Genomic DNA, 15308 nt, shown 5'->3' on the forward strand with positions numbered 1-15308 from the left:
AGGCCGCCCGTGGCACGTCAGCGCGCAAAACAGGATGACGACGGGGCACGGGACGGGTAGAACACCCCTGATGACCACCACCCTGCGGCCGACCGAGCCGCTTCAGCGCGGAGCCGACGGGGCGCTGTCCCGCCGCTACAAGGTGTGCGTGAACAGTCGTCCCGTGGGCGGGATCCACCTCTCCACGCATCCGGAGTACGGCCCCACCGTGGCCCGCGTCGGGAAGCTGTACATCGAGGAACCCGACCGTGGGCGGGGCCGGGGCACGGTGGCCGTGCTCGCCGCCGAGGAGGTGGCCCGCGGCTGGGGCTGCAAGCGCGTCGAGACGTCGGTGCCCGGGGACGCGGACGGTGTGCTCCGGCTCGCCACGACACTCGGGTACGTCCTGAGCAACCGCGTCATGACGAAGCGCCTGGACGGCCCCGGCCCCGAACTGCCCGCCGGCGGTGTCGCCCGGCCCATGACCGAGGCCGAGTACGTGCCCTGGCTGGCGGACGAGCGCGAGGGGTTCGCCCGCTCGCAGATCGAGCGGGGCGTGCCCGAGGCCGAGGCGTACCGCAAGACGGACCAGGGGCTGGCCCGGTTCCTGCCGGACGGAGTGGCCAGCGAGAACACGGTGCTCAGCGTCCTGGAACACGAGGGGATCCCGGTCGGCACGCTGTGGGTGGGTCTGTGGCCCGACGCGGCGTTCGTGCTCGGGGTCGAGACCGACCCCGAGCACCGGGGCCGCGGCCATGGGCGCACCCTGATGCTGCTGGCCGAGGCCCGGGCGGTGGCCGGCGGGAGGGACCGCATCGGCCTCAACGTGTTCGCGGGGAACACCCCGGCGGAGAGGCTGTACGAGTCACTCGGCTATACGACGAGCGAGTACTGCCTCTACAAGAACCTGCTCTGAACCACTTCGCCGGACCACGTCACCAGACCGCCTTACTAGTGCCGCGGCAGGCAACGTTTGCCCGTCAAGGAGCGGCGTCCGGTGCGTGCTCTCGGCGTGCCGGCCGGAGGCCCTCGTACTGGACGTACTTGGGTCTTCGGCTGGTGCGGCGAGAGTGCGTGCCGGGCGTCGCGACGGGGCGAACGTTGCCTGTTGCGGCACTAGACCGTCTCGCGAGAACGAGTGCTTACGAGACCGAGTGCTACGCGCCCTCGGCCAGCAGGCGGTCGGCGATCTCCTCGATGCGCTCGCGCAGGCCCTCCTGGCTTTTGCCGCCGTCGAGCCGCTCGCCGCCGATGACGTACGTCGGGGTGCCGGTCACGCCGATGGCCTTGCCCTCGGCCTGGTCGGCGTCGACGATCAGGATGTGCCGGCCGTCGATCAGGGCGGTGTCGAACTCCTCGGCGTCCAGGCCGAGTTCGCGGGCCACCTCGATCAGGAAGGGCTCGCCCTTGCGGTCCAGCTCCTCGACACGGTCGAGGACCGCCTCGACGTACGGCCAGGTCCGGCCCTGCTCCGCGGCTTCCTCGGCGGCCTGCGCGGCGGCGAAGGCGTGCTTGTGCTTCTCCAGCGGGAAGTGTCGCAGCCGCAGCTCCAGACGGTCGCCGTAGCGGGCGCGCAGAGCGCGCAGGTCGGCGAGGGCGCCGCGGCAGTCGGGGCACTGGAGTTCGCACCAGACGTCCAGGACGGCGGTGGCGCGGGCTGCGGAGGAGTCGTTCATGGCACCCAGTCTCCCAGCCCTGCCGACGCGCCCCAACCGGGACCTGGGGAGGACCCCGACCCGGAGATGTCCCTGAGGTCCGCCCGGAGCATGGCATATCGGGCATGGGGCGGTGCAGGATGGAAGGGACGAACGACCCGCTCTACCGAGCCCTGCCCTGGAGGACCGGATGATTGCCGAGACCGTCTGTTCCGCCGTCTCCGCGGCCGGCCTCGGCATCGCCGCGGTCACGGCCTACCGCAAGCGCTTCCTCTCCGCCGCCCGCATCGCCGCCTACTCGCTGGTGCCGGTCGGCCTGGTGATGACCGGAGTCGTCGGCTGGCTGGCCGACACCGCCTTCAGCCCCACCGCGTGGGCGGGTTTCGCCGTGCTGGGTGTGGCCTGGCTGCTGTTCATGACCACGCGGGCGGTGGAGCGGCGTGGCGGCGGGACCCGGAAGGAGCGCAAGGCGGCCGGCCGGGCCGCCCAGCGGGAGGCGGTGGCCCCCGCGGCCTCGGCGCCCTCGCTCAGCCAGGGCTCCCGTCCGGCCACCCGGCCCGCGACGACGCCTCGGGCCACGGGTTCCGACGACGACTTCAGCGACATCGAGGCCATCTTGAAGAAGCGCGGCATATGACGGACTGAAACGACACAGAGGATCATGGGAGAGCGCGGAAACGATCACGTTCGTGCCTGCTCATCGCGGATATTGGCGAACTCCCGGTCATTCCGGGCGTGTTGATCGCGGAGTGGGTGGTGGCTGCGTCATCATCGCCGCGAGATGCTGGACACAACACAGAGCGACACCGCCGCCCCTCCCGAGGAGCCGCGGGGTTGTCTCTACGCGCTTTCCCAGCCACCGCTGATGATCTTCCTTGCGGTGATCGGCTGTCTGCTGCTCATGGCTTCGCTGCACGACCTGCTGCTGCTCTGAGCCGTACACGGAGCCCCTGGCGTCACCCGCCGAGGGCTCCGTCAGCCCGCCGCGCGTCCAGTGTCCGTCAGCCCGCCGCTTCCTTGCGGCGTGCCCGGTACGCCGCCACGTGGAGCCGGTTTCCGCAGGTCCGGCTGTCGCAGTAGCGGCGCGAGCGGTTGCGGGAGAGATCCACGAAGGCGTGCCGGCAGTCCGGGGCCTCGCAGCGCCGTAGCCGGTCCTGCTCCCCGGCGACCACGAAGAACGCCAGTGCCATCCCGCAGTCGGCCGCGAGGTGGTCGGCGACCGAGGCGCCCGGCGCGAAGTAGTGCACGTGCCAGTCGTAGCCGTCGTGGTCGGTGAGCCGGGGGGTGGTGCCGGCGACGGCGACCAGCTCGTTGATGAGACCCGCGGCGGTACGGGGGTCGTCGGCGGCGAAGACTCCGGCGAACCGGCCGCGGATCCCGTGTACGGCCGCGAGGTCGTGCTCCGACAGCACGCCGACATCACTGATCCCGTGTTTTCGTACGAAATCGGCGAGGGACGCGACATCCGAGAGCCCGTCCGTCGTGTCGTTCTCCGGCGCGGTGTTCACCAGGTCCACCACGGCGTCGAGGGATCGCCGGGTGTCGTGGGTGATCAGCACGTTTCGCTCCCTGGCCTGGGGGTCGGGCGGGCGCCCTTCGATGCTGGCCGATCGTAGTGGCTTCCTGGCGTGGGGGAGCGGGGGTGGTCGATCTGCACGCGGTCCGCCACGCCTCCGGGCCAGTCCGCGGGCCAGGTCACGGGCCACGAACGTCACCCTGAACACCTCCGAAACGGCCTCGGCCCCCTCCGGGCCGGTTCACGGTCGGTGTGCGGGGAGCGCCGGGCGTGCCCGGCCCGGCCTGTCGGCCCGGCCCGGCCTGTCGGCCCGGCCTGTCGGCCCGGCCCGGCCTGTCGGCCCGGCGCCTGCCTCGTCCCGTGCCCCAGGCGGCGCCCTCATCGGCCCTCGTCGGCGTCCCCGCCTCGGCAAGGTCAGAAGAGCTGCCGAGGCCACGCGCCCCGGCGCTGGAGCCGTCGAGGCCTGCCGTCGACCACGCGCACCGGCGCCGCCCCCGCGGGAGTCCGCGGCGACGGCGCCGGTGTTCGTGCCCTTTGCGGTGGTGCCCATTGCAGATGTTTAGGCCCGAGCCGTCTCCCCGAGTGGACGGCGCCGGGCGGCTCTATGGGGGGCTCGTCAGCTCTCGGCCAGGATGTGTGAGAGCTCCGTGTCGAGATCGAAGTGCCGGTGTTCCGTGCCGGGGGGCACGGCGGCGTCCGTCCGCTTCAGGAACGATTCCAGGGCCCGCGCCGGGGCTTCCAGCAGGGCCTCGCCCTCCGGGGAGCTCAGGGCGATGCATACGACGCCCTGGCCATGGCTCCGGGACGGCCAGACTCGGACGTCGCCGGTACCGGTGGGCCGATGCAGGCCCTCGGCGAGGAGGTCGCGGGCGAACACCCACTCGACGGTTTCCTCGGCTCCGGTGTGGAAGGTGGCGTGCACGGCGTAGGGATCGGCCGTGTCATACCGCAGTCCTGCGGGTACAGGCAGTGAGGACTCGCTCGACACAACGAGGCGCAGGTGCAGCTCGCAGCTGACCGTGGTGTTCATAAGCGCCAGGGCCTTTCGCTCAGTGTGCGCTCGGGGATTCGCACGTCGGCGAAATCGACATGCCACCTACGGTGCCGTTGTAAACCCCTCTGAGTGTTTTGCGTGTCTTTACGTAACTCTTCCGGCCGAGAGTACGTTCGCCGGATAGGGCCATTCCGGTGACTGGTTTCTCTCCGGTAGGGTTTGGCCGTATGAATACGGGGAGTGACGAGCCGGGCGAGGTCGCCACGGCCGATGGCGAGACGAAGAGCGAGGCGCCGCTCGGATCGCGGGCGCCGGAATTCATCAAGGCCCGCCGTGCGCTGCATCTGAGCTGGCAGGTGGGTGTTTTCGTCGTGGGGCTCGCGGTGGTCGGCGCGGGCGTGATCATGCTTCCGCTGCCGGGTCCCGGGTGGCTGGTGATCTTCGGCGGCATGGCGGTCTGGGCGACCGAGTTCGTCTGGGCGCAGCTGGTGCTCCGCTGGACGAAGCGCAAGGTCACGGAGGCGACACAGCGGGCACTCGACCCGAAGGTGCGGCGCCGCAACATCATCCTCACGAGTGTCGGTGTCGTCATCGTCGCCGCCCTTGGCGGCGTCTACCTCTGGAAGTCCGGCGTCCAGATGCCGTGGAACATCCAGGAGTGACCGACGGGTGAAGCGACCCGCGACGGGGCTCGTGACAGGAGCCCTTCCGGTACCGCTCCGAAGGTCCTTCCTGGAGGCCCCTTGGCTGGTCGGAGCCACCCCCTGACATGGGGTAATGTTCTCCCTGCGCCCGGGCGATTAGCTCAGCGGGAGAGCGCTTCGTTCACACCGAAGAGGTCACTGGTTCGATCCCAGTATCGCCCACCAGCACGACAGGCGACCCAGTTCCACGCACTACGTGGGCAGGGTCGCCTTCGTCATTTCCGCACCACCCCGCAGGGCGGGGGAGCGCGCCCCCACGGCACGGACGGGCCGCACTCCGGGCCAGTGCCAGTACGTACCAGAAGCGGTACTGGTCTCCGCGCGGGCGTCGGAATCGGAGCCGGAGTCACGGTCGCAGCCGCCATCGGAATCAGCGCCGGCACCCCCGCTCCCATCCGCACCCCCGAACGCCCTTCCCCGCACGGACTCCAGGCGAGCGGTGCCCCCCAAGCCGCTGACCTCACTAGATGCCCCTTCCCTCCCTAGGCCCTGTCGGCCTAAGGGCGCCCCTGTCGACCGCCCGCCCTCCTCCATCGGCGGCGTTCCCGTCATGCGGTGAAGCCATGCGACCACGTACTCCGCTCGCCCGTCCGGCGCGGGACGTCGGCCGGACCGCCGCGCGGTTGTCCGCGCCGCTCGCGGGCATCGCCGCGGGGTGCGGCGATGCGGCGGGTGCGTTGCAGGCATTGACCCGCGAAGTCTTGAACTCCGCATCGCTACACCGCATCGCTAGGCCACTTCGCGCGACGCGCCCCCGCGTCGACCCGTCGACCAGGGCCGACGCCGGACCAACGCGAGCGAGTCGCCGTTCGGACACGCAGCAGCCGCCCGCGTCGGGCGCGTCCCGCCCAGCCTGCCCGGACCGACCCGGACCCGATCAGGTCCACCTGAGCCCCCCGAATCCCACCCCCTGCCCGCCTCTCTCCCCCCATCAACCCCACCCACGCGTACGCCAGTTCGACCGTCACCCCTCGCGAAAACCCACCCAGCGACCTCTCACTCTCGGTCCGTCCACCCCCTCCTCCGCCCCCGCCCTGCCCCGCCCCGCCCCCGCGTCCCCGTCCGCCCGGCAGCTGTTTTCGGCCCGGCCCCACACGCGCCCGACCCGTCGTTTTCTGTTCGACACCCCGACCGCACGCCCCGGACCTGCACACTCGGGCGTCTCCATGGGGGCGGTACCTCCAACGCCCGCCGCCACGCGGCCGAACCGCGTCACATCAATTCCTGTCCGAATCATTGACGCGCCTGGAAGCCCTCCGTACCTTGTGCCAGCAAGCGCTTACTTGAAACGATTCATGCAGGTGGCAACGACGTCGCGGGGAGGCCCGACTGTGGGAAACAACGGGAGTGTTGAGAGGCGTACGGTCCTCAAGGCGGCCGGAGCTTCACTGGCCACGCTGGGGCTGGCCGCGACGACGGGCTGCGGCGGGGACGGCGGCAGTTCCGGGGACGGGACGGTCACGATCCGGTACGCCTGGTGGGGTGCCGACGAGCGGGCGAAGAGGATCAACCAGTCCATCGCGCTCTTCGAGAAGAAGTACCCGAAGATCAAGGTGAAGACCGACTTCCAGGATTACGTGGCCTTTTGGGAGAAGTTCCAGACCCAGGCCGCCGGCGGAAATCCCCCGGACGTATTCCAGAACGCGGTCGGATTCCTGCGGAAGTACGACAAGAGAGGCATCCTGCTCGACCTCAAGCCTCAGATAGACGCGGGAAATCTGAGCCTCGACAACTTCCGCGCCGGAGTCGAGAAGGTCGGTCAGGTCGACGGAAAGCAGCTCGGTATTCCGGTCGGATCCAACACCATGTCACTTGTCATCGACGAGAAGGTGTTTGAGGAGGCGGGCGTCAAGCCGAAGCAGGGCTGGACCTGGGACGAGTACTTCGCCGCCCTGAAGAAGATCCACGACACCCAGAAGCTGCCCGGCGACACCGGCTACTTCAGCATCATGTACCTGTACGACCTCTACCTCCGGCAGAACGGCAAGGCGTTCTTCACCAAGGTCGGCCTCGGATTCGACGAGGCCGACCTGACGGAGTGGTGGACGGACGGCTACAACCGCGTCAAGGCAGGCATCGTCACCGATCCCAAGCGGGTCGAGCAGGACAAGCCCAAGTCCTCCCTCTCGGCGGCACACGGCGCCTCCGAGTTCACCTGGGACAACTTCACGGTCCGCTACACCGCCGAGGGCACCAGCACCTACGGCCTCGCGCCGATCCCGACCACCGACGGCAAGCAGACCGGTCAGTACCTCGCCTCCCTGATGCTGAGCGCCTCCGCCCGCACCAAGCACCCCAAGGAGGTCGCCCAGTTCATCAACTTCATGGTCCACGACCCCGAGGTCGGCAAGATCATGGGCTACGACCGGGGCATCCTCGCCACCACCGAGCAGTTCGACGCGTACAAGCCGACCGACGCGCCCAACCGGGCGATCGCGAAGTACGAGACGGACGTCGCCGCGGCCGGAGTGCTCGGCACCATCACCCCGCACCCGGCCGGCGCCGACACCTGCGAGTCCGCCTTCCTGCGCATCGGCGGTGACATGTCGCAGGGCACGACCAAGGTCGCCGACGCGGTCAAGCAGTTCTTCTCCGAGGCGAAGACCGCCCTCGCCGCCTGATGGGAACCGCCGTGACGCTCGTCAAGGACTCTCCGCCCGACGCCCCGGAGATACGCCCCGAGGCCCCCGCCGCCAAAAAGCGGCGGGGCCGCCGGGAAAACCTCGCCGGCTATCTCTTCATGTCCCCGTGGATCGCGGGCTTCCTGCTGCTGACCGCGGGCCCGATGGCCGCCTCCCTCTACTTCGCCTTCACCGACTACAACCTCTTCAATTCGCCGAAGTGGATCGGCTTCGACAACTTCACCAAGATGTTCCACGATCCGCGGTGGCAGAAGTCGGTCGAGGTGACGGCCAAGTACGTCGTCATCGGCACCCCGCTCAAGCTGCTGCTCGCGCTAGGGGTGGCCCTCCTGCTCGCGCAGAGCCGCCGCGGACAGGCCTTCTATCGGGCGGCCTTCTACGCCCCGTCACTCATCGGCGCGAGCGTTTCCATCGGATTCGTGTGGCGCGCGCTCTTCTCCGACGACGCCATCGTGGACCGTACGCAGTCGTTCCTCGGCTTCCACACGGGAGGGTGGGTAGGCGACCCGAACTGGGTGCTCTACAGCCTGGTCGCGCTCACCGTCTGGCAGTTCGGCGCACCCATGGTGATCTTCCTCGCCGGACTCAAGCAGGTGCCGAGGGAGCTGTACGAGGCAGCGGAGGTGGACGGCGCCGGGCCGTTCCGCAGGTTCTGGAACATCACCCTGCCGATGATCTCGCCGGTGCTCTTCTTCAACGTGCTCCTGGAGACCATCCACTCCTTCCAGATCTTCGGCTCCGCCTACGTGGTCTCCAACACCCAGTGCGGACCGGCCGACGCCACGCTCGTCTACACCTGCTACCTGTACCAGAAGGGCTTCAAGGAGTCCCAGATGGGCTTCGCGTCCGCCATGGCCTGGATGCTGCTGCTCGCCGTGGCGCTGGTGACGGCCGTCCTCTTCTGGTCCCAGAAGCGGTGGGTGCACTACGAGGAGGACGCCCGATGAGCACCACCCTGCGCAAGCCCCTCGAAGTCGGCACCCGCAAGCGCACCGGCTCGCTGGTCTGGCACATCGGCGCCCTGCTGATCCTCGCGGTCGTCCTCTATCCCGTCATCTGGGTCATCGGCGCCTCGTTCAAGCCCAGCCGGGACATCATCGGCAGTCTGAACCTGTTCCCGACCAGCCCCGTCCTCGGCAACTTCAAGGGCCTGGCCGACGGCATCGCGGACATCTCGATCGTGACCTTCTTCCAGAACTCCCTCTTCTACGCGCTCGGCTCCGTCGTCGGCATCCTCATCTCCTGCTCGCTGACGGCCTACGCCTTCGCCAAGATCCGGTTCGCCGGGCGGAACCTGCTGTTCTCCCTCATGATCGGCACACTTCTGCTCCCGTATCACGTGCTGCTCATCCCGCAGTACGTGATGTTCCAGAAGATGGAGCTGGTCAACACCTACGTTCCGCTGCTGATCGGCAAGTACCTGGCCACCGAGGCGTTCTTCGTCTTCCTCATGGTGCAGTTCATGCGGAACCTGCCGCGCGAACTGGACGAGGCCGCCCGGCTCGACGGCTGTGGCCATCTGCGGATCTACTGGTCGATCGTGCTGCCGCTGTGCCGCCCCGCCCTCATCACGAGCGCGATCTTCACCTTCATCAACGCCTGGAACGACTTCATGGGCCCGCTGATCTACCTCAACGAGCCCAGCAAGTACACGGTCTCGCTCGGCATGATGATGTTCCGCGACCAGGAGGGCGTCGCCAACTACGGCGGCATGATCGCGATGTCGCTGGTCGCCCTGCTGCCCGTACTCCTCTTCTTCCTCGCCTTCCAGCGCTATCTGATCGACGGTATGGCGACCTCCGGATTGAAGGGCTGAGATGGCCACCAGCCGGCTGCGGGCGCGGGCGGAGCAGAAAAGGCGGGCGAAGGCGCGCAAGGCACCCCGCGAATCCGTCTTCGCCGAGCGCTTCGCCGTGTTCGCCGAGTGTCTGCTCACCGGGGTGTGGATCGCGGTGGGCTCGCTGCCCCTGGTCACCTACCCCGCCGCGTTCGCCGCCGGTGCACGGCATCTGCGGCGGCGCACGTCACACGAGGCGGGCGGCCTGAAAGAGTTCGCCGTCGACTTCCGGGCCGCCGTCCGGGGCGGCTGGATCGCCGGGGTCGCCGGCTGGGCGGCGGTGGCCGCGGTCTGGGTGGACGTCCAGGCCGTGCGCGCCGGGATCCCCGGCGGCCCGCTCGTCGGGGCCGTCGGTCTCTTCGCCCTGATCGGCCTCGCCGTGGCCGGGCTGCGCGCGGCGGCCGTCTGGGAACCCGGAGCCTCCTGGCGGGCGCTGCTCGCGGAGGCAGGACGCCGTACGGTCCTCGATCCGGCCGGTTCATTCCTGCTCGTGGGCGGCCTGGCCGTCGTGGCCGCTTCCGCCCTGTTCATCGCGCCGCTGGCGGTCCCCGTCCTGGGGGCCGTCGCGGCGGCGGCCGTCGCCGTCGAGGCACGCCGCCGCTGAGCTCCTCGCAGGTCGGCGCCCCGGCGTCGTACCTCTCTCTGTCATGCCCCTGACTTCCCCGCACGGAAAGGAATGGCCATGTCTCCCATCCCCCGCAGGTCCCTGCTGAAGGCGGCCGCAGCCGCCGGAGCCGCCGCGCAGTTCAGCTGGGCCCTGGGAAGCACGAACGCGCAGGCCACCGCCGGATCCGAGGCCGCCGACACCGACCCCGTGACCCTGGACTGGCTGGAGGACGGCGCTCTCGGCGCCGCCCCCGGCTCCACCGTCGGCGTGCCCTGGCCGAAGGGCGCGTACCGGCAGGAGCAGACCTTCGCGCTCACCGACGCCTCCGGCAAGGACGTGCCGGTGCAGTCCTGGCCGATCGCCTACTGGCCGGACGGCTCCCTCAAGTGGACGGCGCACGCGGTCAGTTCCGGCTCCGGGAAGCTCACGCTCGCCGCCGGTGCGCCCGCCGCCCCCGACAAGAAGGTGACCGTCGACAAGAGCGGCGGCACCATCGACATCTCGACCGGCGTCATCACCGCGAAGATCGGCAAGAGCGGCTCCACCCTCGTCAGATCGGTGAAGCGCGGCTCCACCGAGATCGCCAAGGACGGCCGGCTGGTGCTGATCCGCCAGCCCGAGATCGAGGACGACGACCAGGGCGCGGAGAAGTACGAGCGGTTCGAGAGCGTCATCGGTCAGGTCACGGTCGAGCAGGAGGGTCCTGTCCGTGCCGTCGTCCGCATCGACGGCAAGCACCGCAAGGGCAGCCGCAGCTGGCTGCCGTTCTCGATCCGGCTGTACTTCTACGCGGGCGCCGACTCCTTCCGGATGGTGCACACCATCACCTTCGACGGGAAGCAGGAGCCGGGGAAGGCGAGCGGCGACTTCATCCGCGGCCTCGGCGTCCGCTTCAACGTGCCGATGCGCGACGCGGCGTACGACCGGCACATCCGCATCGGCGGCGACGGCTCCGGTCTGCTGCGGGAGGCCGTGCAGGGCATCACCGGGCTGCGCCGCGACCCGGGCACGGCCGTGCAGGCGGCCCAGTTCGCGGGCGAGAAGCTGCCCGACCCGTCCACCTGGGACCAGCGGGTGACGACCCGCCTCCAGTACATCCCCGAGTGGGGCGACTACACCCTCTCCCAGCTCTCCGCCGACGGCTTCACCCTGCGCAAGCGCACCAAGAAGGGGCACGGCTGGATCGGCGCGGGCGGTGGACGCCGGGCGAGCGGGTTCGGTTACGTCGGCGGGGCGAGCGGCGGTCTCTCCTTCGGCCTCAGGGACTTCTGGGAGAAGTACCCGGCGCAGCTCGACATCCGCGACGCGGCGACCGACGAGGCCGAGGTGACCCTCTGGCTCTGGTCGCCCGAGGCGCAGCCCATGGACCTGCGCTTCTACCACGACGGCATGGGCCAGGACACGTACGCCGAACAGCTCGAAGGCCTCAACATCACCTACGAGGACTACGAACCCGAGTTCGGCACCCCGTACGGCATCGCCCGCACCTCCGAACTCCTCTTCTGGGCCAACGAGTCGACGCCCACGCCCGAGACGCTCGCCGAACAGGTCGCGGCCGTAAGGGTGTTGCCGCAGCTCGCCGCCCCGCCCAAGCAGCTCATCAAGGCCAAGGTCTTCGGCGGTCTCTTCTCCGAGCCGGACCGCTCCACCGCCGCCAAGGCGAAGATCGAGGACCACCTCGACTTCCTCTTCACCTATTACAAGGACCAGGTGGAGATGCGCCGTTGGTACGGCTTCTGGGACTACGGCGACTTCATGCACTCGTACGACACCGTGCGCCACCAGTGGCGCTACGACGTCGGCGGCTACGCCTGGGACAACTCTGAGCTGTCGCCCGACATCTGGCTCTGGATGGCCTATCTCCGCTCGGGCCGCTCGGACATCTTCCGCTTCGCCGAGGCGCTCACCCGGCACACCGGCGAGGTCGACGTCTACCACCTCGGCCAGTGGGCGGGCCTCGGCACCCGGCACGGCGTGCAGCACTACGCCGACAGCGCCAAACAGCAGCGCATCGCCAACACCACATACCGCCGCTATTACTACTACCTCACCGCCGACGAGCGGGTCGGCGACCTCATGCACGCCAACGTCGACTCCGACGAGACGTTCCTCGTCCTCGACCCGATCCGCAAGATCCGCACCGAGCCGTACACCCCCGACCGGCACGCCCTGTCCATCGGCTTCGGCACCGACTGGAGCGGTCTGGTCTCGGCCTGGCTCACGGAGTGGGAGCGCAAGGGCCCGAAGTGGGAGAAGGCCAAGGCGCGCGTGCTGTCGACGATGGAGACCATCGCCGCCCAGCCCAACGGCTTCGTCCAGGGCAGCGGGCTGTACGACCTCGACACCGGCAGGTTCGCCATCGCCTCCGCGCCGGTCGTGTCGGTCTCGCACCTCTCCGCCGTCTTCGGCCTGAACGAACTGTGCGCCGAGCTGATCGACCTGGTCGACGTGCCGAAGTTCAAGGAGGTCTATCTCGACTACTGCCGCTACTTCAACGCCACCAAGACCGAACAGGCGGCACGCTACGGCTCCAACTTCGGCTCCCTGCTGCTGTTCCAGGGCCACTCGCGCCTCGACGCGTACGCCGCCGTCCAGACCGGCGACGCGACGCTCGCCAAGCGCGCGTGGACGAAGTTCTACAGCTCCGACGGCTACATGGAGTCCTCGCCCTGGAAGACCGAGCCACTGAGCGGCCCGGTCACGCTGGTTCCCGGCAGCGAGGCCAACTGGGTCAGTTCGAACGACAGCGCCCTGTACGGCCTCGCCGCCATCGAGAACCTGGCACTGCTCGGCGACAAGATGCCGTAGGGCCATCGGCGCTGGACGAATCCGTTGAACCGGGGGTTCTGCCGCGCCCCTTCAGGGGCGCGGGGAACTGCGCGACCGGCCACGACGCGGCCGCGGTTTCGGACCGTCCCTTCAGCGCATCCGTCCGAGGACGTCCCGCACGCGTCGCGCGTCCCGGATCCGCTGCTCGTACGTCGCACCGAGTGCGAGCAGCACCAGACCGGCGAGTGCGGGAGGCACCCAACGCGGCAGCGCGCCCGCCATCTGCACGAGGTACGGGGCGAGTTCGTGTAGGGCGTCCAGCGCGAGCACGCCGCCCCCGAGGACGAGCGGGGCCCGCAGCCGGTGCCGGGCACCCACGAGGGTGACCACGAGGGCGGCGACACCGAGCAGCAGGGGGCGCGGCCAGTCCGGGTCGGTCCACGCCGTCAGGAGACTCGGCACGAGCGTGACCGACAGCCCCGCTCCGTACGCCGTCCAGGACGAGGTCAGCGGATCCTTGCGGCGCCCGACCGCCCCCACCAGCAGCGCCGGGACCGTCACCGGCAGTGTGTACGCCTCGACCGAGCCGACGCCCCAGCACGCCAGCCGGACCCAGGCGGCCAGCACGAACAGGGCGGTGGCCGCGTAACCGGCGGACCGCCGGTCCTCTCGTACGGCGGTGCCCGCGGCGATCACTCCGCACAGGGCCAGGACCGGGGCCAGCAACGGCGGATCGGTCACCGCGAGGCCGACGGCGAACAGCCCGGCGACGGCGCCCGCCACCTCGACGGGCACCCGCGCGGGGGAGTCGGCGAGGCGCGCCGCGAGCAGGGCGGCGACGACCGGTACGAGGAGGACCAGCAGCGCGATGTACTGCGACTGCCAGCCGAGGGACGCGCCCACGGCACAGGCCAGCGCGGTGGCGTACGTGAGGGCGGCGACCGGGGCGAGCCGCGAGCGCCCGGACACGGCGGCGAACAGCACGGTCAGCGTGGCGAGGACGCCGAGGGTCGTGCCCTCGGCGGCGAGGGAGAGGCACGCGAGGCTCACCGAGCTGACAAGGGCCAGGAGGAAGGGGACCGGGCGCGCCTCCGCCGAGCGGGCGACGTACGCCGACGCCGCCACGATCGTGAGTCCTTGCGCCGACATCCCGGCCCAGTAAGGGATGTCGAGGGCCGCGGGAAGGACGAGCGCGGCCGCCCAGGCGAGGGCCCAGGCGCCGATCGTCGCCCTGGGACGCCACTGCGTACCGCGGACGCCCAGGGCGAGGACGGTGGCGACGACCACGAGGACGAGCGGGGCCGTGGCCGCGTATGGAGGCCAGGGGACGCCGTCGGTCGTGACCGCCTCGCGCGCGGTCGGCGGGGCGCCGGTCCAGACACGTCCCACCCAGGCCGCCGGGCCCAGCAGCGCGACGGCGACCGGCGGCAGCGCCCACACCACCGCGACCGCCTGCACGGAGCCGGCCGCCAAAGCGAGGCCGCGCCTCATCGGCTCGGGGAGCCGGGTGCGTACGGCCGCCAACAGGGCCACGGCGCAGACCAGATACCCCAAAACCGTCCAGTCGCCCGGCAGCGACGCGGGCGGGACGCCACCGAGCGCGGCGACCGAGAGCAGGCCGCCGGCCGAGGCGACCCAGGTGGCGACGTTGTCCGGCAGCCGCCACGCCGCCGCCAGAGCGATCGCCCCGGCGAAGAGGAGGAGCGCCGCCGCACGGGCGACGGCGCTCGGACCGGTGGCCGTCCAGGACAGCCAGCCGGCCGCGAAGGAGCCCCAGCCGCCCAGGCCGTACGCACCCACGGCGGCGACGAGACGTACGGACGGCACGCGCACCCGGAGCGCGACGGCCGTGTCGAGCGCCGCCGTGACCAGCAACGCGGCCGTCATGGCGGGGGCGCCCGCGTCGGCCGCGGCCGCCCAGAGGATCAGCGGGAGCTGCGCGGCGGCCAGCGCGGTCGGCAGGGGCAGGCGCAGCGGGAGCCGCGCGGGGGCGGCCGGTTCGCCGGCCGGCCGGCGCGGGCCGCCGAGCGTGAGTCCGTACGCCGTCCACAGGGCCGCCAACAGGGCCGACGCGAGGGCCGCGTAGCCCAGGCCGTTCGTGTCGGGGAAGACGGCCTCGTGCAGCGCGTACACGTCCAGGACCGTCAGCGCGAGTCCCAGCCCCGCCACGGCCTCCGCCGTCGAGCGCAGCCTGCGCCGGAGCAGGAGCAGGGGTGAGCCGAGCGCGGCCAGTGTCACCGCGCCCAGCACCAGCGCCCGCCCGGCGATCCCCATCCGGCCCCAGCTGACCAGCGTGAACGCGATCGCGGCGACGGTCAGGAGGATGCCACCCAGGACGAGCAGCAGGTTCTGGACGCGGGGCGCGGTGGTCTCGGGCCGGCGTACGGGCGGAGGCGGGGGCGGCGGAGCCACGGGCGGCCGGAGCGCGGTGATCAGCCAGGCCCGGCGAGCCAGCAACAGGGCCCGGCGCGCGTCGAGTTGCCGCAGCTCGGTGTCCAGGAGCCGCAACTCCTCGGCCGGGGGCGGAAGGTGGGTCATATCCCCGGAGTGTGGCCCCGGCCACCTTCTGCGGCATGAGTGCGCGTACTCATGCCGTACTCAGCCG

Annotated in this window: 13 protein-coding genes and 1 tRNA gene; 10 read left to right on the forward strand and 4 right to left on the reverse strand. The window is 70.5% G+C overall.

Annotation, left to right across the window (positions count from 1 at the left end; genetic code table 11):
* The first annotated feature begins 70 nt into the window (after window positions 1-70).
* The gene (locus tag ACIQTP_RS09175) at window positions 71-895 is read left to right on the forward strand and encodes a GNAT family N-acetyltransferase (RefSeq protein ID WP_403397810.1); all 825 of its coding nucleotides are present in this window, start codon (window positions 71-73) and stop codon (window positions 893-895) included.
* 241 nt (window positions 896-1136) lie between these two features.
* Here ACIQTP_RS09175 and ACIQTP_RS09180 read toward each other — a convergent pair whose 3' ends face one another.
* Window positions 1137-1655, reverse strand: coding sequence for a DsbA family protein (locus tag ACIQTP_RS09180; protein ID WP_402047801.1), 519 nt, complete (start codon window positions 1653-1655; stop codon window positions 1137-1139).
* Window positions 1656-1824: 169 nt separating this feature from the next.
* Here ACIQTP_RS09180 and ACIQTP_RS09185 point away from each other — a divergent pair, with 169 nt between their 5' ends.
* Window positions 1825-2271, forward strand: a complete 447-nt coding sequence (locus ACIQTP_RS09185) for a hypothetical protein (RefSeq protein WP_403397812.1) — start codon at window positions 1825-1827, stop codon at window positions 2269-2271.
* A gap of 144 nt (window positions 2272-2415) precedes the next feature.
* Window positions 2416-2568 carry a hypothetical protein gene (locus ACIQTP_RS09190; protein ID WP_168490065.1) on the forward strand — a complete coding sequence of 51 codons (153 nt, stop codon included), beginning with the start codon at window positions 2416-2418 and terminating at the stop codon, window positions 2566-2568.
* 67 nt (window positions 2569-2635) lie between these two features.
* Here the strand turns inward: ACIQTP_RS09190 and ACIQTP_RS09195 are convergent, their stop codons facing one another.
* On the reverse strand, window positions 2636-3193 hold the full coding sequence (locus ACIQTP_RS09195) for a CGNR zinc finger domain-containing protein (RefSeq protein ID WP_402047807.1): 558 nt from the start codon (window positions 3191-3193) through the stop codon (window positions 2636-2638).
* A 573-nt stretch (window positions 3194-3766) separates the two neighbouring features.
* Window positions 3767-4180: an SsgA family sporulation/cell division regulator gene (locus tag ACIQTP_RS09200; RefSeq protein ID WP_003959770.1), complete on the reverse strand. Its 414-nt coding sequence runs from the start codon at window positions 4178-4180 to the stop codon at window positions 3767-3769.
* 191 nt (window positions 4181-4371) lie between these two features.
* On the opposite strand from ACIQTP_RS09200, the gene ACIQTP_RS09205 reads away from it, so the two are divergent.
* The 7 genes from ACIQTP_RS09205 to ACIQTP_RS09235 all read left to right on the forward strand — a co-directional run bounded on the left by ACIQTP_RS09205 (window position 4372) and on the right by ACIQTP_RS09235 (window position 12742).
* Window positions 4372-4806, forward strand: a complete 435-nt coding sequence (locus ACIQTP_RS09205; RefSeq protein ID WP_403397814.1) for a TIGR02611 family protein — start codon at window positions 4372-4374, stop codon at window positions 4804-4806.
* Between the two features lie 132 nt (window positions 4807-4938).
* Window positions 4939-5013: transfer RNA gene (locus tag ACIQTP_RS09210), tRNA-Val, on the forward strand.
* Between the two features lie 1130 nt (window positions 5014-6143).
* Window positions 6144-7469, forward strand: a complete 1326-nt coding sequence (locus ACIQTP_RS09215) for an ABC transporter substrate-binding protein (protein WP_403397816.1) — start codon at window positions 6144-6146, stop codon at window positions 7467-7469.
* 11 nt (window positions 7470-7480) lie between these two features.
* On the forward strand, window positions 7481-8437 hold the full coding sequence (locus ACIQTP_RS09220; RefSeq protein WP_168490061.1) for a carbohydrate ABC transporter permease: 957 nt from the start codon (window positions 7481-7483) through the stop codon (window positions 8435-8437).
* Window positions 8434-9306, forward strand: a complete 873-nt coding sequence (locus tag ACIQTP_RS09225; RefSeq protein ID WP_403397818.1) for a carbohydrate ABC transporter permease — start codon at window positions 8434-8436, stop codon at window positions 9304-9306. Before ACIQTP_RS09220 ends, ACIQTP_RS09225 begins: the two co-directional genes overlap by 4 nt.
* A gap of 1 nt (window position 9307) precedes the next feature.
* Window positions 9308-9931, forward strand: coding sequence for a hypothetical protein (locus ACIQTP_RS09230; protein WP_403397820.1), 624 nt, complete (start codon window positions 9308-9310; stop codon window positions 9929-9931).
* Between the two features lie 78 nt (window positions 9932-10009).
* On the forward strand, window positions 10010-12742 hold the full coding sequence (locus tag ACIQTP_RS09235; protein ID WP_403397822.1) for a Tat pathway signal sequence domain protein: 2733 nt from the start codon (window positions 10010-10012) through the stop codon (window positions 12740-12742).
* A 111-nt stretch (window positions 12743-12853) separates the two neighbouring features.
* On the opposite strand, the gene ACIQTP_RS09240 is transcribed toward ACIQTP_RS09235, so the two are convergent.
* Entirely contained in the window at window positions 12854-15241 is a 2388-nt protein-coding gene (locus ACIQTP_RS09240; RefSeq protein ID WP_403397823.1) for an SCO7613 C-terminal domain-containing membrane protein, read from the reverse strand.
* Window positions 15242-15308: the final 67 nt, after the last annotated feature.

This window comes from Streptomyces sp. NPDC090798 (genome assembly GCF_044768965.1).
Lineage (GTDB): Bacteria > Actinomycetota > Actinomycetes > Streptomycetales > Streptomycetaceae > Streptomyces.